General features: G+C 65.7%; 17 protein-coding genes. 10 read left to right on the top strand and 7 right to left on the bottom strand.

Annotated elements, in window-relative coordinates; translation table 11 throughout:
* Nucleotides 1–33 precede the first annotated feature (33 nt).
* The 8 genes from EPAKOI_RS20085 (at nt 34) to EPAKOI_RS20050 (ending at nt 9025) form a co-directional block, all read left to right on the top strand.
* Entirely contained in the window at nt 34–2532 is a 2499-nt protein-coding gene (locus tag EPAKOI_RS20085; RefSeq protein ID WP_423194547.1) for a type VI secretion system Vgr family protein, read from the top strand.
* Between the two features lies 1 nt (nt 2533).
* A complete protein-coding gene (locus EPAKOI_RS20080) occupies nt 2534–4474 on the top strand; it encodes a T6SS effector phospholipase Tle3 domain-containing protein (RefSeq protein WP_423194433.1) in 1941 nt (646 codons plus the stop codon).
* A gap of 83 nt (nt 4475–4557) precedes the next feature.
* Nucleotides 4558–5184, top strand: a complete 627-nt coding sequence (locus EPAKOI_RS20075) for a T6SS immunity protein Tli3 family protein (RefSeq protein ID WP_423194432.1) — start codon at nt 4558–4560, stop codon at nt 5182–5184.
* Between the two features lie 10 nt (nt 5185–5194).
* Nucleotides 5195–5917, top strand: a complete 723-nt coding sequence (locus tag EPAKOI_RS20070) for a T6SS immunity protein Tli3 family protein (RefSeq protein ID WP_423194431.1) — start codon at nt 5195–5197, stop codon at nt 5915–5917.
* A gap of 10 nt (nt 5918–5927) precedes the next feature.
* Nucleotides 5928–6647, top strand: coding sequence for a T6SS immunity protein Tli3 family protein (locus EPAKOI_RS20065; protein ID WP_423194430.1), 720 nt, complete (start codon nt 5928–5930; stop codon nt 6645–6647).
* A 10-nt stretch (nt 6648–6657) separates the two neighbouring features.
* The gene (locus tag EPAKOI_RS20060; protein ID WP_423194429.1) at nt 6658–7368 is read left to right on the top strand and encodes a T6SS immunity protein Tli3 family protein; all 711 of its coding nucleotides are present in this window, start codon (nt 6658–6660) and stop codon (nt 7366–7368) included.
* Nucleotides 7365–7622, top strand: coding sequence for a PAAR domain-containing protein (locus tag EPAKOI_RS20055; RefSeq protein WP_423194428.1), 258 nt, complete (start codon nt 7365–7367; stop codon nt 7620–7622). The genes EPAKOI_RS20060 and EPAKOI_RS20055 overlap by 4 nt, the downstream gene beginning before the upstream one ends.
* Nucleotides 7623–7636: 14 nt before the next feature.
* The gene (locus tag EPAKOI_RS20050; protein WP_423194427.1) at nt 7637–9025 is read left to right on the top strand and encodes a hypothetical protein; all 1389 of its coding nucleotides are present in this window, start codon (nt 7637–7639) and stop codon (nt 9023–9025) included.
* 15 nt (nt 9026–9040) lie between these two features.
* Here the strand turns inward: EPAKOI_RS20050 and EPAKOI_RS20045 are convergent, their stop codons facing one another.
* Nucleotides 9041–9802 carry an SDR family oxidoreductase gene (locus EPAKOI_RS20045; protein WP_423194426.1) on the bottom strand — a complete coding sequence of 254 codons (762 nt, stop codon included), beginning with the start codon at nt 9800–9802 and terminating at the stop codon, nt 9041–9043.
* A 163-nt stretch (nt 9803–9965) separates the two neighbouring features.
* Here EPAKOI_RS20045 and EPAKOI_RS20040 point away from each other — a divergent pair, with 163 nt between their 5' ends.
* Nucleotides 9966–10865: a LysR family transcriptional regulator gene (locus EPAKOI_RS20040; protein WP_124686542.1), complete on the top strand. Its 900-nt coding sequence runs from the start codon at nt 9966–9968 to the stop codon at nt 10863–10865.
* Between the two features lie 13 nt (nt 10866–10878).
* On the opposite strand, the gene EPAKOI_RS20035 is transcribed toward EPAKOI_RS20040, so the two are convergent.
* Both EPAKOI_RS20035 and EPAKOI_RS20030 read right to left on the bottom strand, forming a co-directional pair.
* On the bottom strand, nt 10879–11997 hold the full coding sequence (locus EPAKOI_RS20035; RefSeq protein WP_423194425.1) for an NAD(P)H-dependent flavin oxidoreductase: 1119 nt from the start codon (nt 11995–11997) through the stop codon (nt 10879–10881).
* A 40-nt stretch (nt 11998–12037) separates the two neighbouring features.
* Nucleotides 12038–12925 carry a LysR substrate-binding domain-containing protein gene (locus tag EPAKOI_RS20030; protein ID WP_423194424.1) on the bottom strand — a complete coding sequence of 296 codons (888 nt, stop codon included), beginning with the start codon at nt 12923–12925 and terminating at the stop codon, nt 12038–12040.
* Between the two features lie 150 nt (nt 12926–13075).
* Between EPAKOI_RS20030 and EPAKOI_RS20025 the strand changes: the two genes are divergently transcribed.
* Nucleotides 13076–13531 carry a DUF1801 domain-containing protein gene (locus EPAKOI_RS20025; protein ID WP_124686784.1) on the top strand — a complete coding sequence of 152 codons (456 nt, stop codon included), beginning with the start codon at nt 13076–13078 and terminating at the stop codon, nt 13529–13531.
* A gap of 4 nt (nt 13532–13535) precedes the next feature.
* Here the strand turns inward: EPAKOI_RS20025 and EPAKOI_RS20020 are convergent, their stop codons facing one another.
* From EPAKOI_RS20020 to EPAKOI_RS20005, 4 genes are read right to left on the bottom strand one after another with little or no spacing between them, the layout of a single operon-like run.
* A complete protein-coding gene (locus EPAKOI_RS20020; protein ID WP_423194423.1) occupies nt 13536–15830 on the bottom strand; it encodes a xanthine dehydrogenase family protein molybdopterin-binding subunit in 2295 nt (764 codons plus the stop codon).
* On the bottom strand, nt 15827–16921 hold the full coding sequence (locus tag EPAKOI_RS20015; RefSeq protein ID WP_423194422.1) for an FAD binding domain-containing protein: 1095 nt from the start codon (nt 16919–16921) through the stop codon (nt 15827–15829). The genes EPAKOI_RS20020 and EPAKOI_RS20015 overlap by 4 nt, the downstream gene beginning before the upstream one ends.
* A 3-nt stretch (nt 16922–16924) precedes the next feature.
* Nucleotides 16925–17473 carry a (2Fe-2S)-binding protein gene (locus EPAKOI_RS20010; RefSeq protein ID WP_423194421.1) on the bottom strand — a complete coding sequence of 183 codons (549 nt, stop codon included), beginning with the start codon at nt 17471–17473 and terminating at the stop codon, nt 16925–16927.
* A gap of 5 nt (nt 17474–17478) precedes the next feature.
* The gene (locus EPAKOI_RS20005) at nt 17479–17679 is read right to left on the bottom strand and encodes a hypothetical protein (RefSeq protein ID WP_423194420.1); all 201 of its coding nucleotides are present in this window, start codon (nt 17677–17679) and stop codon (nt 17479–17481) included.
* Between the last annotated feature and the right edge of the window lie 231 nt (nt 17680–17910).

Below are 17910 nucleotides of genomic sequence, written 5' to 3'. Positions count from 1 at the left end.
GTCGTCCATCAAAATCTGACGCCATTCGAATCGATGGCGGGCACGGTGGACGGACAGAACGATATCGCGGCGGGGCGGCGTCAGGCCCTGGTGGGGCGTCAGGCATATCGCCTGGAAGTGCCCGGGGCGCCAAGCGCTGGTGGGCTGTCCGTGGTCTCCTTCGACGCCGTCGAGCGGCTGGGCGAACCGTATCGCGTCACCATACGGCTGACCCACGCGGCCGAACTGGCGCGGCTGGACTACCTGCGCAAGGACGCGACGTTCTCGATCGCCCCGGCCGATGGCACCGAGTCCAGGCGGTTCTCGGGCTGCATCGTCCAGTTCTCAAAGACGGGACAAAGCCGCGACTTCTGCGCGTATGAGATGGTGGTGCAGCCGAAGGTCGCGCTGCTGGCGCTGACAAAGGCCAGCCGTGTCTACCAGCACCAGACGGCACCGCAGATCATCGAGGCCATCCTGCGCCGGCACGGGCTGGAAGGCCACCAGTTCGCCTTCAAGACCCGCCGCCAGTATCCGGAGCACCGGTTCCGGCTCCAGTACCAGATGTCCGACTGGGACTACATCCGGCTGCTGATGGAGCAGGAAGGGTTGTACTGCTACTTCCTGCCCGGCCGGTTCGGCACGGCGTTTGGCGATGTGCTGCAGTTCTCCGACGACATCGACCACTACATCTACCAGCCGGCCTTGCGCGTGCCGTACCGGGAAACGGCGGGGCTGGAGTCCGGCGTGGAGTCGGTCTCCGATATCCGGACCGATGTCCGGACCGTGCCCGAATCGTTCCTGACGGCTGACTACAACCCGGACCAATCCTACGAGCGCCTGAAGGCCGAGGCGAACGTCGCCCGCAAGGAAACCGGCAACTACGGACAGCCCTACGTCTACGGCACGCACCACCTCGACATGGCCGGCGCCCGCTGGGCCGCGCAGTTGCGTCACGAGGCGGCACTGGCCGGGCAGATCGTCTACGAGGGCCGGAGCAACATCCTGGAACTTCGGCCGGCCCGCGTGCTGCGCATGGACCTGTCGCTGCCCGACGCGCCGAACGGGCAGGTGGTTACCGAGGTCATCCACACCGGCGCCCGGGACCGCGCCTATAGCAACACGTACAAGGCGATACCGGCGGACCGGCGCTTCCGCCTGCCGGTCGATGACAGCCGGTGGCCGCGCATCGCCGGCACGCTGAGCGCGCGGGTGACGTCGCCGGGCGACTACAAGTACGCCTACCTGACGCAGCAGGGTCTCTATGTGGTGCGGTTCGACCTCGATTTCGACAACTGGCCCAGGGGCAGCGAGAGCGTGCCGCTGCGGCTGGCCAAGCCGTTCGCCGGGGCGCGCCAGACCGGCTTCCATTTCCCGCTGATCGACGGCACCGAGGTCGCCATCGCGTTCCGCGACGGCGATCCCAACAAGCCCTATATCGCCCACGCCCTTCACCACAGCCAGCACGAGGACCTGGTGACCTGCCAGGACCGCTGGCTGTCGCGCAACGTCATCCGCACGCAGAGCAACAACAAGCTGCGGTTCGAGGACTGGGAGGGCGAGGAGGGCGTCAAGCTGTCCACCGACTACGGCGGCAAGACGCAGTTGAACCTCGGACACCTGGTCGATAGCCATCGCAAGAAGCGCGGCGAAGGCTTCGAACTCCGCACCGACCGCCACGGCGTCGTGCGCGCGGGCGGTGGCTTGCTGGTCACCGCGGACAGGCAGGCCAATGCCATCGGCCAGCAGACCGACACGGCTGGCGCCATGCGGCAACTGGAGCTGTCAATGGCTGGCGCCGAGGGGCTGGCCGAAGCGGCCCGGGCCGCCGTCGCCGAGGTGGCCGACCTGAGGGCCGAGAACCAGTGGCTCAAGGACAGCGTCACCGATCTGAAGCAGGCCGTCCTCGCGCTGTCCGCACCGGCCGGCATCGCGGCGGCCACGCCGCAGCGCATCGCCCTGTCGGCGGGCAACGACGTCGGCATCAAGACGGGCGCGGCGTTCCACGTCAACGCCCTGCGCAGCGTCGCCATCGCCGCCGGCGACGCACTGTCGCTGTTCGCCCACAAGCTGGGCATCAAGCTGTTCGCCGCGCGGGGCAAGGTGCTGATCCAGGCGCAGTCCGACGCCATGGAACTGGTGGCCGAGAAGAACATGCAACTGACCAGCGCCAGCGGGTCGCTGATCGCCAACGCCCGGAACGGCATCGTCCTGAGCGGCGGGGGCAGCGCCTATATCAAAGTGCAAGGCGACAACGTGGAAATCGGCGGGGCCGGGCATCTCATCCTGAAGATGATCGAGATCCAGAAGTCAGGCCCCGGCTCGCTTTCGCTGCCACGCCCGACGTTCGCCCAGACCGACACCATCAACAACGAACGGTTCGTGCTGACCGACGTCGTGACCGGCCAACCGCTGCCCAATCGCGCCTATCGGATCCGGCTCGCCAACGGCGAAATCACCGAGGGCGTCACCAACGAAGACGGCGAAACCTCGCTGCTCACCAAGCACGTCGCACAGGGCATGCAACTGCTGCGCGTCAAACTGAAGCTCTGACATGGCCGATCAAACTGGCGAAACAACGATGGACGCTGCGGCTCCCCAGGCCAAGGCGTCGCCGCAGCAGGCTCGACCCAAGGAAGCCACCCGCGTCGTACCGACCCAGCGGGACGCCCACGGCAACCCGTACTGGGAGTCGTACATGACCCCCGACAGTTTTGGCGTCCGGGCCGAAGCCCAGATCCCCCCGCATCTGCCCGGCGTGATTATTTTTGTGCACGGGGTGAATTCGGAGGGGGAGTGGTATGACGCGGCCGAGAAGGCGTTGTGTGAGGGGTTGAATGAGAGGTTGGGGCTGGGGGATAGCGAGTTTCGGCTCAGAGAGAACAAATACCTAGATCAGGTCCCCGGTACTCCTCGGATCATGCACGAGCGCCGCTACGTCTCCAATGATCCTGGCAGATCCCTCGTGATTCGTTTTTTCTGGGGCTACCGTGAACCAGAAGCCGTCGCAGCGCAAGGGAAGTACAAAGTGCCACTTCGAAACATCAGCGGAGTGGATTTCGCCAAGCGCTCCAAAGATGACCAGGGACCGTGGTTCTGGGGCGGCGGGCCGTTCCAAAATGGTACCAACAACCTGCAACAGATGTGGAGTGGCAAGGGTTTCAGCCGCCACCTGTTCGGCGTCGTCAATCTCCAACTGCTGAATACCGAGCCGGAGCGCCAACTGCAGGACGCGCCTGCGCGAGACTATTACCCCCACGCCGCTCAACGGCTGGCCAATCTGATCGACAAGATACGCGCCCGATATCCGCACGACACGATTACGGTCATGTCGCACAGCCAGGGCACCATGATCGCCATGGCGGCTGCGGCACTGTGCAGCACCCGGGCGCCAGACGCGCTGTTCCTGATGAATTCGCCGTTTGCCCTCGACGACAAGATCACGGATTTCGCGACAAGCGGCAATGACCGCCCGACGGCAGCGGCGCGTGAAAAGACCTTCCGAAATATCGCAAATCGCATCCGCGCCGACAGGCGCATGCTCGATGACCGCCTCAAAGGGCTGCTCCAGGTTGGCAAGACCCCCGACGGCAAGCCCTGGCGCCCCGATGCCCAACTGGCTCCGGAACTCGCCGAACGGGATAACCATGGGCGGTTGTACGTTTATTTCAGTCCGCACGATCGGGTGATGGGCATGTCCGCTTTGGAGAGTATCGGCTGGCAGGGTGTCAGCAGCCGGCTGCTGGAGGAACTGGGGGAAACGGTCAAGCAGCGGATGCTGGCCCGGCTCACCCCTTGCGGAGATACGCCCGGTATCAAGCGTTTCGGCACGCTGCCCGACATGAAGGGCGGTGACCCGGCCGATCCAAAGTCTCCCAAGGAATTCTGGGATGGCAATCGGGGGCCGATTTTCAATGGCATCAAGCTGTGGACCGTGCCGTCCACACATCAAACGGTCCACATCAATGCCGAGGCAGTGCCGCGACCGCTGACGCCGGCGGAACTTAGCGCCTTTGATGAGTCTGTGGATGAAGCAAGAGAAATGGGCGCGATTCGGCCAGACAACGGCGAGTACTACTTGAAGGAATACCCGTACATGCGTTCCGTCTATGAGGGCGAGCTTTACAAGGATCGGGGTGAAGACATCTACAGCGGAAATCAACGCATCCGAACCAAAGAGACGGATGACGAAGCGCGTGAGCGGTTGAGCACCGTCAAGGCCGAGCCTCCCGATCACAGTACGCTGCCGTCAGATGTGAACTTCATGTCGCGGGTAGCCGCTTACGACCTGCCAATCGGCTTCTGCGAGTCATTTGAAGACCGCCGGTTTTGGCGTGAGCTCACGCTCGAAGCGGATTGGACTCAGATGACCGATGCGTATTTCACCAATGGAATATTACTTCGGCCGGAAATGCCAAGCGCCTACATAGACGAGGAAGCGGTCGCTGATGCGATAGCGGCCAAGGCTCACAACGACAAATTCAGAGGGGCATAATGAGGCAGCGAGTTATTCAGGGGGTCACCGCAGCGCTGGTTCTGTCGGGATGTGCATATCCGCCAACTCGTATCCCAGAAAAGGTGCGTAATTTCGACGTGCCGCCGCAGGTTATTTACCGAATCGACGACCATCGTTTTATCACGTTGGAAAACTATCGAGACTGTCGTCATGGAACGGCGTATTACAACGACACTCAGCAAGGTATTCGTACCCGGCTGGGCGACGAAAGCATCGAAAACTACCAAGGACGGCTGATCAATGCTGATTCAACAGGTCGGAATATCGTTATCCCCTCATCGGAGCCACCGAGGATCTCATGCCCGGACAAAGGCTGCAATGTTGGCTTTGTCTATTCGACTGACGGTGGGCGTTCGTTCTTGAGTGGTGGATATTACATGCGTAATGTGCGCCGACCTTATGATGAGTCAAAGAGATATATCGTCGCGGCCACTACCGACCGAATCTACATTGCTGAAAAATGGGGGGCAAAGGATTACTTCGTCATTCAGTACCCATTGGCTCCCGGCATCGACCTCCGTCCCTTCCGACCTGACGAACCACCGCGTCCCAAGGTCCAAACGCCAGTCAAAGGCGACACTTTTGCAGCTTCCAGACGCCCCAACTACCTGGACGGTCTCCGCACCCCCTCCGGCCAGGAATATGTCAGCTGCGACGACTCGATTCGTCCGGCCAAGGTGAGCAAATAAGGAGAGCCGATTGATTGCATATCGCCACATTCTGGGCGTTTTCGCCATCGCAGCCTTCTTCACCACCGGCTGCGCAAATCCGTCGTCGAATCGTTTGGAGGAAATGCCGAGTTTTGATGTGCCCCCGCAGATTATCTATCGCATCGACGATCAGCGTTTCGTCTCCCTTGAGGACTACAAGCATTGTTACTTCGGCACAACATACTACAACGACACACGTCAGGGCATTCGTACCAAGTTCGGCAGAGGCGGCGGCATAGCCAGCTATAGAGGGCGGCTCATCAACGCAGACCCAACAGGACAGAACATCGTTATTCCGTCGTCTTATCCTCCCAATGCGGCATGTCCAGACAAGGGTTGCAACATAGCTTTCATTTATTCGACAGATGCCGGCAGAACCTTTCTTAGTGGCGGTTATTACATGCGAGATTCCCCGAATCCATTTAGGGATTCTAAGGACTACATCGTCGCCGCCACCACAGATCGAATTTATATTGCTAGGAAATGGAGAACGGATGACTACTACGTCACCCAGTATCCATTGGCTCCCGGCATTGACCTTCGCCCGTACCGTCATGGCGAACCGCCGCGACCCGAAGTCAAGACGACAGTCCGAGGTGAGAGGTTTTCCGCATCGCAGCGTCCCAACTACCTGGACGGTCTCCGCACCCCCTCCGGCCAGGAATATGTCAGCTGCGACGACTCGATTCGTCCGGCCAATGTGAGCCAGTAAGGAGAGCCGATTGATTGCATATCGCCACATTCTGGGCGTTTTCGCCATCGCCGCCTTCCTCACCACCGGCTGCGCAAATCCGTCGTCGAATCGTTCGGACGAAGTGCCTAGTTTTGATGTCCCCCCGCAGGTCATCTACCGCATTGACGACCACCGGTTTATCACCTTGGAGAACTATCGCGACTGCCGTCATGGCACCACGTACTACAACGATGTCCGACAAGGCATCCGTACCAAGCTAGGGACCGATAGCGTCGAAAACTACCAGGGAAGGCTTATCAACGCCGATCCGACTGGCAGGAATATCGTGATTCCGTCCTCTGAACCACCTCGACGCTCCTGTCCCGACCGCGGGTGCAATATTGCATTTATATACTCCACAGACGAGGGGCGGTCATTTCGGAGTGGTGGTTATTACATCAGAAATACGTGGAAGCCATTTTTGGATTCTGCGAATTATATCGTCGCGGCCACTACCGACCGAATCTACATTGCTAGAAAATGGAGAACGGATGACTACTACGTCACCCAGTATCCATTGGCTCCCGGCATTGACCTTCGCCCGTACCGCCCTGGCGAACCGCCGCGCCCCGAAGTCAAGACGACAGTCCGGGGTGAGAGGTTTTCCGCATCGCAGCGTCCCAACTACCTGGACGGCCTCCGCACCCCCTCCGGCCAGGAATATGTCAGCTGCGACGACTCGATTCGTCCGGCCAATGTGAGCAAGTAAGGAGAGCCGATTGATTGCATATCGCTACATTCTGGGCGTTTTCGCCATCGCCGCCTTCCTCGCCACCGGCTGCGCAAATCCGTCGTCGAATCGTTCGGACGCAGTGCCGAGTTTTGATGTCCCCCCGCAGGTTATCTACCGCATTGACGCTCATCGCTATATCTCGCTGGAGGACTATAAGCACTGCTACTTTGGAACTACGTACTACAACGACACGCGTCTGGGTATCCGTACCAAGTTTGGCAGGGGTGGCGGCATAGCGAGCTACAGGGGAAGACTGATCAATGCCGACCCAACGGGCCGAAATATTGTCGTTCCCTCCTCGTACCCACCTATGGGGGTGTGCCCGGACAAGGGCTGCAATATTGCATTCATCTATTCGACGGATGGCGGACGTTCTTTCAGAAGTGGCGGCTACTATATGAAAAATTCGCGTAGTCCTTTTGAGGACTCGGCCCAATACATCGTGGCTGCCACAGCAGACCGAATCTACATCGCAGAGAAGATTGCCCGCGATATTGATGACTATTGGGTCGAGCAGTATCCCCTTGTTTCGGGCATTGACCTTCGTCAGCCTTTGCCTCCAGGCATCAAGGGCGATTACTTCCGCGCATCGCGGCGCCCCAACTACCTAAACGGTCTCCACACCCCCTCCGGCCAGGAATACATTTCCTGCGACGACTCCATCCGCCCGTCCAATTTCCCGAAACCTACCCCATGAAAGATCCCGTGCTGCTGGGCGATGCCACCAGCCATCAAGGTGTTGTGAAGACCGCATCGTCGACCTTTGTCATTGGCGGCCGGCGCGTGGCGCTGGTGGGGGATATCGTGTCCTGTCCCACGCATGGCGATAATCCTATTGTCGAGGGCGGCGAGGGGTATACCGAGCAGGGGCGACGGCTGGTGGTGCATGGGTGTCGATCGCAATGCGGCAGTATCGTGCTGGCCGCGCCGTCTGGGGCCAGGTTCGCATGAGTTCGGGTTGGGAAATGGAAGAAATTCCGGCGCGTCAGGAGCCGCGGGCGCCGTCGGGCTGGTTGTTGCTGGCGGTGCTGGTCGCATTTGAAGCGGTTGGTGTGCTGGTTGTTTTTGCCGGATGGCCGAAAGGCGAGACGGTGTGGTCCAACGCGTTCGTTTATCAGGCGCTGTATATACCGTTGACGATATGCACGGCGCTGCTGGGTGCATGCCTGTACGCCGGCTATGAGTTGCCGGCTGACAGTGCTTGGCTCTGGAACGTGCGGCGGCAATGGCGCGCCTATTACTGGTTGAACTGGGCGCGCGGCCATGTGGCGATTGTCGACAGCGTGGTGCTGACGCCCGAGAACGATCTGGCCGAGCGGCTGCTGGGGCTCGAAGGGGCGCCGCCGGTCAATCCCGACAAGGTGCTGGCGCTCGACCTCGATGCGCCGGCGGGCAGCTCCCGTCTGGTCTGTGCGCTCGAATCCCTGCTCTCGCCGCTGTTGCCCGTCTTGACACGATTGGTCCGGTTGGGGCCCCTCGAAATCGTCCTGCAGACCGCCGACGAAGGAGATCTAAAGGAATTGCTACGCCTGATGCGCCAGCTCGGGGTGCCGGACCGCGTGTCGGCGAGGTGGACGCCGGGCAGCAAGGCGGCGTGCATGGATACCCTGTGGGGCGCCGCGCCGCCGCTGGCCGGGTCGCGGCTCGTGCTGGCGTGTCAGTTGCACGATGGGCAGGAGGCGCCGGAAATTTCCGAAATCGCCGTCGCCGTGCTGCTGGCGGCGCCGCAAACGCTGGCGGGTGCCCGACCGCCGATCAGGCCGCAGGGCAACCTGTGCCGCGCGATCACCGCCGAGGCGGATGGCGTCGAGGCGGCGCTGGTCAAGCTGGTCGATGCCGGGCAGGTGCCGGCCAAGCGGATCAAGCAATTCTGGTACACGGACCTCAACAAGGGGCTGCGGCATGCGGTCACGACCGCTGTCGGGGACTCGGCGCTGACCGTCGCCAGCCACGACATCGACCGCGCGCTTGGCCGCCCAGGTCCCGCGCATGCCTGGCTGGCCCAGGCGCTGGCGGCCAGCATGATCGGGCACGGGCAAGGCGCGCAACTGGTGGCTACGCCCTGCAGCGCGGGTGTGGCGCTCAATGTGGTCGGCCCGGCGCCGGTAGCGGCCGTTCGCCCGACCGACTACGGCCCGCTGCCGCTGTCGCTGTTCTGGACGATGGGCGCGGCGGGCTTCACGGCTTTGCTGCTCTGTCTCGATCTGCCCGGGAAGGACGATGCCCGCGACGCCGTCCTGCCCGTGTGGGCCTATCCGCTGATCTGGCTCGGCCTGATGGCCGCGCAGGTGGGGATGAGCATCGTCCACCAGCGGCAGACCTCCACGGCGTTCGATCAGGTCGACGGCCGCTGACCCACCGCCCGCGTCTCAGATAATTCCGCCGTTGGCCCGCAGTGTCTGGCCGTTGATCCACGACCCGTCCGCGCCGGCCAGGAAGGCCACGGCATTGGCGATGTCCTCCGGCTTGCCCAGGCGTTCCAGCGGTGCCATTTTTGCCATCTTGTCGATCAGTTCCGGCGATTTGCCGTCGAGGAACAGTTCGGTGGCGGTCGGGCCGGGGGCCACGGCGTTCACGGTGATATTGCGGCCGCGCACTTCCTTCATCAGCACGTGGGTCATGGCTTCGACGGCCGCCTTGGACGCCGCGTAGACGCCGTAGGTCGGCATCAGCAGTCCCACCAGGCTCGACGACAGGTTGATGATCCGGCCGCCGTCGCGCAGCCGGCGGGCGGCTTCGCGCATCGTGTTGAAGCTGCCCTTGACGTTGATGCGCATGATGCTGTCGAACAGGGCGTCGTCGCTTTCCGCCACGGTCGCCAGTTTCATGATGCCGGCGTTGTTGACCAGCACGTCCACCCCGCCAAACGCGGCTTCGGCGGCGGCGAACATGCGCGCGACGGCGGCGGCGTCGCCGACGTCGGCCTGGTGGGTCAGCGCGCGGCCACCGGCGGCCTCGATGTTGGCGGCGACGGCCTCGGCGTCGCTGGCACTGCCGGCATAGTTGACGACGACGGTAAACCCATCGGCGCCCAGCCGGCGGGCGATGGCGGCGCCGATGCCGCGCGAGGCGCCCGTGACGATGGCAACGCGCTGGCCAGTCTGGGCGGAAGTGGACGGGAAAGTGGTCATGTCGGGCTCCAGGGTGGATCGTTGGTCGAACCGCGTCGGCGCGGTGTGACTGCACTATCGGCGATAGTCGGCACTGGATAATCGGCCTAGAATTGCCATCACTTGTTCTGCCAGAGAAACAATACGTCGTTAAATATGGCGGATACGCCATAGAGAGGCCAAAGTGGACCGATTCGATGCGATGCGGCTCTACACCCGCGTGGTTGAGCGCCGCAGCTTCACGCTGGCTGCCGGCGACATGGACGTGCCCCGGTCGACGGTGACCAAGGTCATCGCCGATCTGGAGAAACGGCTAGGGGTTCGGCTGCTCCAGCGCACCACCCGTGTGGTCCGCCCGACGCTGGACGGCGAAGCGTATTACCGCCGCTGCCTGCGCATCCTCGACGATATCGAGGACGCCGAGGGCGGTTTCAGTGGGGCCGAGCCGCGCGGGATGCTGCGGATCGAGGTGCAGGGCACGCTGGCGCGCCATTTCCTGATGCCCGGCTTTCCCGATTTCCTGGCGCGCTACCCGCAGTTGCAGATCACGATGAGCGAAGGGGACCGGTGGGTGGACCTTGTGCAGGAAGGCGTCGACTGCGTGCTGCGCTACGGGCGGCTGCCCGACAGCGAACTGGTGGCGCGGCAGGTGGCGATGCTGGACCGGCTGACCTGCGCCACGCCCGCCTATCTGGCGCGGTTCGGCACCCCGGCCAGCTTTGACGCGCTGGACGGCCACCGCATGGTCGCCATCCGCCAGATGAGCACCGGCAACGTTACGCCGCTGGAATTCACCGTCGGTGATGACCTGAAGACCGTGTCGCTGCCGTGCCCGCTCGCAGTGACCGGCACGGAGAGCTATCTCACCGGCATCGAACTCGGGCTCGGGATGGCCCAGGTGCCGCGCTTTCACGTGATCGACCAGCTTCGGCGCGGCTCGCTGGTCGAAATCCTGCGCGACACGCCGCCGCCGTCCCAGCCCGTGTCGCTGCTCTATCCCCGCTCGCGGCAGCTTTCGCCGCGCGTGCGGGCGTTCCTGGACTGGGCGGCCGGCGAGTTTGCCCGCAGCCCGTTGCTGGCCTGAAGCCTGCCCCGGTTCAGGCCAGCGTGGCCCGCAGCCCGGCCAGTTGGTCGAGCGCGGCCTTCAGTTCCTGTTCCAGCACGAAGACCATCTCGCCGGCCGGCATCACGCGCGCCAGCGGCACGGCCTGGCCGGCCCATTGCGCCGCGTAGTCGCTGACGCCCTTGGCCTTGGCCGCCGCGTGCAGCGCCTTGCCGGCGTCGTAGGTGACCGGGTAGTCCGGAATCGCAGGCGCGCCGGCGGCGGTGCCCAGCCGGGTGAAATGGCTGGTGAAGCCGCGTGCGGCGCGCCCGGAGATGGCGCGCGTCAGCGTGGTCGGGCGGGTTTCGGCCGCCGTCAGCGCGCTGCGGTAGGCCGCGTCGGCGGCCGATTCGTCGGTGGCCACGAACGCCGTGCCCAGTTGCGCGGCAACGGCGCCCAGCGCCAGTGCCGCCGCGATCCCCGCGCCGTCCATGATGCCGCCAGCGGCGATCACCGGCAGCCGTGTGCGCGCAACCAGCAGGCGCACCAGCGCAAACGTGCCCAGCCCTTCGTCCTCGGCCGCGGTGTCGAACACCCCACGGTGCCCGCCGGCCTCGATACCCTGGGCCACCACGGCGTCGATGCCGGCCGCCTCGATCAGCCGCGCTTCCTGCAGCGACGTGGCGCTGGCCAGCAGCACGATGCCGGCGGCGCGCAGCGCGTCGATGCGATCCTGCGGCGGCAGCCCGAAATGGAAGCTGACCACGGCCGGCTTTTCTTCCAGCAGCATCTGGTACATCTCGTCGTCGACCACGAAGCTCTTGTAGATCTCGCGCAGGTTGGCGGGCGGCGTGGCGCCGAACTCGGCAAACGCGGACGCCAGGTAGGCCAGCCAGCCAGACTCGCGCTCGGCGTCGGGCTGGGCCGGCGCGTGGCAGAACAGGTTGATATTGAACGGGCGGGCGGTCAGCGCGCGCGTCTCGCGGATGACCTGGCGCGCGCCTTCGGCGTCCATGGCGCCGACGCCGAGCGAGCCCAGGCCGCCGGCCTCGGATACCGCCGCCGCCATGGCGGGCGTGCTGACGCCGGCCATCGGCGCCTGGATGATCGGCAGCCGGAGGCCCAGACGGGCCAGCAGAGGGTGGGAAGTGTGCTGCGGGAAGGCGGTGTTCATGGCGAGAATCCTTGGAAAACGGGCGAAATAGGGCAGGGCGCTAGCTACGGCGCAGCGCCTGCTGGAATGCTTCGAAGGCCGACGTGGTAAAGCCGGCCCGCTGGATCAGGAACGTGTGGACCTTGCGCACGGGCACGGTCTGCCATGCGGCGCCGTCGTCGTGCATCGCCAGCAGGGACCGCGGCACGATCGCGACCGCCGACCCGGCCGTCACCTGGGCCAGGATCGCGTGATAGGAGGGCAGTTCGATGACGGTCAGGCGGCGGCGCACGCCGTCGCCGGCCTGTTCGAGCCAGTCTTCGGCACAGCGCCGATAGGTGCAGCCCCGGGCAAAGGCGGCAAGCTGCCGCAGCGTCACGTCCTCGGGGCGGTGCACCTTGGGATGGGTGGCCGGCAGCACCAGCACCAGTTCCTCGGTCTTGAGAAACGTGCCGTCCAGGCCGTCGCCCAGTTCCGCCAGGTCGATGTCCTTGTGGGCGCCGGCGCCCGGGTGCGCCACCACCGCGCAATCGAGCCGCCGTTCCAGCACCGCGTCGGCCAGCGCCTGCGACGTACCGGTGGTCAGTTCCACGTCGACGTCGGGCCACGCGGCATGGAAGCGGCCCAGCGGCCCCGGCAGCAGCGTGGCCGCCGTGCTTTCCATCGATCCCACGCGCAGCCGGCCGCTCGGGGCGTCCGCGCGCATGGACTGGCGCGCTTCCTCGGCCAGCGCCAGCAACTGGTCGGCGTAGCCCAGCAGCCGCTGCCCGGCCGGCGTCAGGATCATCTGCCGGTTCGCGCGCTGGAACAGCGCCACGCCCAGGCTTTCCTCAAGCTGCTTGACGCGGGTGGTGACGTTGGATTGCACGCGTTCCAGCGCCTTGGCCGCGCGCGTGACGCTCTGCTCACGCGCCACGGCCCGGAAGATTTCGAGTTCGGCCAGTTCCACGCTGTATCGACGACACCACGGTGTCGTTCTCGAATAGGGATCAAAGTTGATAGAAGTATTGTGTTTGGAGAATCCATTGTCAACCCCGGCGGGCAGGGCCGCCCGTGTCCTATAGTGATGTGTCAGGAACACCAGAACGGGAGACAAATGATGAAAAAAGACGCAGCGGCCGATGGCATTCCGGCAGCCGAGCTGATCGACGCCAGGATTGCCGAGCTGGGCGACTGGCGCGGCGAGCTGCTGGCGCAACTGCGGGCGCTGGTCCGCGAGGCCGACCCCGACGTCGTCGAGGAATGGAAGTGGAGCGTGCCGGTGTGGTCGCACGACGGCATCCTGTGCACGGGCGAGGTCTACAAGGCCGCCGTCAAGATGACCTTCCCGAAAGGCGCGTCGCTGCCCGATCCCAAGGGCCTGTTCAATGCCAGCCTGGAAGGCAACGTGCGCCGGGCCATCGACTTCCCTGAAGGCGGCCGGATCGACCGCCCGGCGCTCAAGGCCCTGATCCGCGCGGCCGTGGCCGCCAACCAGGCCACGGTCAAGGCCCGTACGACAGCCAAGGCGCGTCCGAAGCCGGCCCCGGCCGCCAAGGCCAGGGCCCGCGCCTAGGGCTTCAGCCGGCGACAAGCTTGTCCGGCGTCATCGGCGTGGTGCGCAGCCGCTTGCCGGTGGCGTGGTAGATCGCGTTGCTGATGGCCGCCGCCACGCCGACGATGCCGATCTCGCCCACGCCCTTGGCACCAATCCGGCTGACGATCCGGTCGTCTTCCTCGACGAAGATGACGTCGATGTCGCGGATGTCGGCATTGGCGGCAATGTGATATTCGGCGAGATTGTGATTCATGAAGCGGCCCAGGCGGTGGTCGCTCAGCGTTTCCTCGAACAGCGCCTGGCTGATGCCCCAGACCACGCCGCCCGAGATCTGGCTGCGGGCCGTCAGCGGATTCACGATCCGGCCGGCGGCCACGGCGCTGACCACGCGCGTCACGCGCACCGCGCCCAGCGCCTCGTCCACGCGTACCTCGCAGAACACGGCCGAATGCACCGCCCGCACGGTCTGCTTCTGCTTGCGCACGTCGGGCAGCAGCAGGTGCCGCACGCCAAGCTGGGTCTTGCCGCACGCCAGCAGCAGCGAATCGAGCGGAATGCTGGTGTCGGGCTGCTGCCGCAGCCGCATGGCGCCGTCGGCGAACTCGACGTCGTCGAACGCGCACTGCTCGAATCCGCGCCCCTTGACCGTGCGGGCCAGCCGCCAGAGTTGGCGGCGCAGCTTCTCGCAGGCGCCGTCGACGGCCGAGCCCACCGTGGCGATATGCGACGACCCGCCCTCGATCGGCGCGAACGGCAGGTCCGAGTCGCCCAGCCGGAAGATCACCCGTTCCACGGCGATGCCCATCGCATCGGCGGCAATCTGGCTGATGGCCGTATAGGTGCCGGTGCCGATGTCGCTGGCCGCGCAGGTGATCTCCAGCCGGCCGTCGGCCAGCAGTGTGGCGCTGGCGCGGGCGGCCATCTGCAGCGCGTCCCAGGTGCCCGTCGCCATGCCCCAGCCGATCAGTTCGCTACCGTCGCGCATCGCGCGCGGTGCCAGCGGCCGCTGATCCCAGCCGAACGCGCGCGCGCCCTGCTCGTAGCAGTCCATCAGCTGCTTCGTCGAGAACGGCAGCCCCTGGTTGCCGTCGCGCGTGGCGTAGTTGATGCGGCGCAGTTCCAGCGGATCGATGCCGGCCGCGTACGACAACTCGTCCATGGCCACTTCGATCGCGTGTACGCCATGCGCGGCGCCGGGCGCGCGCATGTCCATCGGCGTGTATTGGTCCAGCGCCACCAGCTTGTACACGTAGCGGATGTTGTCGCAGGCGTAGAGCTGCCCGGACCAGTTGACCACCACCTCGACGTAGTCTTCCTGCCGCGACGTCTCGGCGATGGCTTCGTGGATGATCGACGTGAGCCGGCCGTCGCGCGTGGCGCCCAGCCGTACGCGCTGCCAGGTTTCCGGCCGATGGCCGAACGTGAACATCTGCTGGCGCGTCAGCACCACGCGGACGGACCGCTTCAGATGCAGCGACGCCATCACGGCCAGCAGCAACTGGTACTGCGGCCGCAGCCCGGACCCGAACGCGCCGCCGACAAACGGGTTGCGCACCGTGACCTTGCGGCCGGGCAGGCCGAACACCCGGGACACCATCCAGCGCGAATTCTGCGAGCCCTGCGTCTTGTCATAGATGAGCAGATGGCCGCGGCTGTCCCGGATCACGGTGCTGGCGTGCATCTCCATCGGATTGTGGTGCTCCACGCCGGCGTAGAACTGGGCGTCGACCTTGACCTCGGCGCCCGCGAACGCCGCGTCGGGATTGCCCTTGGGCTTGGGCGGCTTGGAAAAGCCCACCTTCAGCGGGCTGGGCTCGTGCGCGGCGTCGCGCCGGGCCAGCAGGTTGGTCTCGTGGGGCGCCGGCGCGTATTCCACACGCACCAGCGTGGCCGCGTGTCGGGCGGCCTCGAAAGACGTGGCCACCACCAGCGCCACGGGCTGGCCGCTGCAGTGGATCTCGTCGTCGTGCAGCGGCCGGAACGGCTTGCCGGCCGGAGCGGTCATGTCCTTGTAGAAGAAGCGCATCGACCGCATCGACGGGCGATGGTCGTGCGTCAGTACGTCCAGCACGCCGGGGAAGGCGCGGGCCGCGTCGGTGTCGATCCGCGCAATCCGGCCGCGCGCGATCGTGCTGTTGACCGCCACGCCGTAGCAGAGGTCGGGCGACTGGTGCTCGGCCGCGTAGCGGGCGGTGCCGGTGACCTTGGCCAGGCCGTCGATGCGCGGCAGCGGGGTGCCGATGCCGGCCGGGCCGGCGTTGCCGGGGGCCATCGGCTGCTGGTCGGCTTCCAGCGGCGGCAGCGTGGTTTCGCTCATTGCCAGCCCTCCTCGCGGCAGGCGTCCTGCCCGGTGTTGGTGAGCACGCCGGCCGTGGCCATTTCCAGGGCCCGCACGATGGCGCGGTGCGCCAGCGGAATCTTGAACGCGTTGCCGGGCGTGCTTTCCGGCAAGGCGGGGCCGCCCCAGGCGCGGGCGTCGCGCAGCACGAAGGCGGCCACGTCGGCAAACGTCTCGGCCGTGGCCGGGCGTCCGGCCAGCATCGCTTCGGCGTCCCGGTCGCGCCAGGGCTTGTGCGCCACGCCGCCCAGCGCCAGCCGCGCGTCGCGGATGGTCTGGTCGGGCTCAAGCGCCAGCGCCGCCGCCACCGACACCAGCGCGAATGCATAGGACGCCCGCTCGCGCACCTTCAGGTAGGTACTGTGGCCCGCGAACGCGTTGGGCGGCACGCTGATATGGGTAATCAGCTCGTCGGGCGCCAGCGTGGTGTCGTGCTCGGGATGGTCGCCGGGCAGCCGGTGAAAGTCCTGGAACGGAATCTCGCGCGGCCCGCGCACCGATTCCACATGGACCACGGCGTCCAGCGCCGCCAGCGACACGCACATGTCGGACGGATGCGTGGCGATGCACGCCTCGCTGGCGCCCAGGATGGCGTGCTGGCGCGCCAGCCCGTGCGCGGCCGGACAGCCGCTGCCGGGGTCGCGCTTGTTGCATGGCACGCCCGCGTCGTAGAAGTAGTAGCAGCGGGTGCGCTGCAGCAGGTTGCCGCCGTTGGTGGCAACGTTGCGGATCTGGCCCGAGGCGCCGGCCAGGATGGCCGCGCGCAGCAGCGGAAACCGCTCGCGCACCAGCGGATGCTCGGCCGTGTCCGCATTGCGCGCCATCGCGCCCAGGTGCAGCGTGCCGTCGTCCCACAACTCGATCTCGTCGAGCGGCAGCCGGCCGATATCGACCAGCGCGCCGGGGCGCATGACGTTTTCCTTCATCAGGTCCAGCAGGTTCGTGCCGCCCGCGAACAGGCGCGGCAGGGCGGCCGGGTGGGCGCCGTCCGGGTCATTGCCGAGCTGCCCGGCGATGACCGCCAGCGCCTCGGGCACGGATTCCACGCGGATATAGCGAAACGGGTGCATGGCTTATCCCTCTGCGGGTGGGGTGGACTGGGGCGGCGCGTCCACGCTCAGCGCCTGCGCCACGGCCTCCACGATCTGCGGATAAGCGCCGCAGCGGCACAGGTTGCCGCTCATCCGCTCGCGGATTTCGGCGCGGTTGCGCGGGGGCGTCTCGCCCTGCAGCGCCACGGCCGAGCAGATCTGCCCGGGCGTGCAATAGCCGCACTGGAACGCGTCACAGGCCATGAACGCGCGCTGGACGGGGTGCAGGTCGGGCCCGGGATGCAGGTCGGCCACGCCCTCGATGGTCGTGATGTCGGCGTCGTCGTACGCCACGGCCAGCGCCAGGCAGCTATTGATGCGCCGGCCATCGACAATCACGGTGCAGGCGCCGCACTGGCCGTGGTCGCAGCCCTTCTTGGTGCCGGTCAGGTCCAGTTGGTCGCGCAGCAGGTCGAGCAGCGTGGTCCAGACGGGCAGGTCGAGCCGGTAGTCCTGCCCGTTGATGCGCAGGTGGGTCCGGCGCCGCTGGGGCGCCTGGACGCTGTCGGGGAGGTGGATGGGGGCATCCATCGTCGTCAGCCCGAAATGTCCGGCTTGTCGCTCTGCGGGCGGTTGCCCTGCTCGTCGCGCGGAGACTGGTCCTCGCGCATGATCTCGTTGGGCGTCGGGGCCGCCTTGCCGGCGTCGGCGGGGGCCTTGCCGGCGGGGTCGCGCGGCTTCGTGGACGGATCAGTGGCGGGCGGCGTGGGGGCGCCGGGGTTGCTCTGCGATGCCATGGCGGGCTCCTGGGTTCGTTGCAGTGCCACCAGGCGCGCAATTGTCGTACCCGTGCCGTCCCCGGCGCCACGCCCGGCGCGGCCGGCCGGACCGGGGCGCGGGATTGCAGTTTTCGAACCGATCCGGTGTAACGGTTGCCGATCCGGTGGCGTGCTGCGGCGCAGCAAATGTCGGTGCAACACCGACAGCCTTTTCGGTCGGCGCGGGGTAGCATGAGTCGCTTTGCGTTG

The sequence above is a fragment of the Cupriavidus sp. H18C2 genome, from assembly GCF_049393795.1.
In the GTDB taxonomy this organism is placed as follows: Bacteria; Pseudomonadota; Gammaproteobacteria; order Burkholderiales; family Burkholderiaceae; genus Cupriavidus; species Cupriavidus pauculus_C.
The sequence above is the reverse complement of the archived record's forward strand: the minus strand, read 5'-3'. Positions and strand labels throughout refer to the sequence as shown.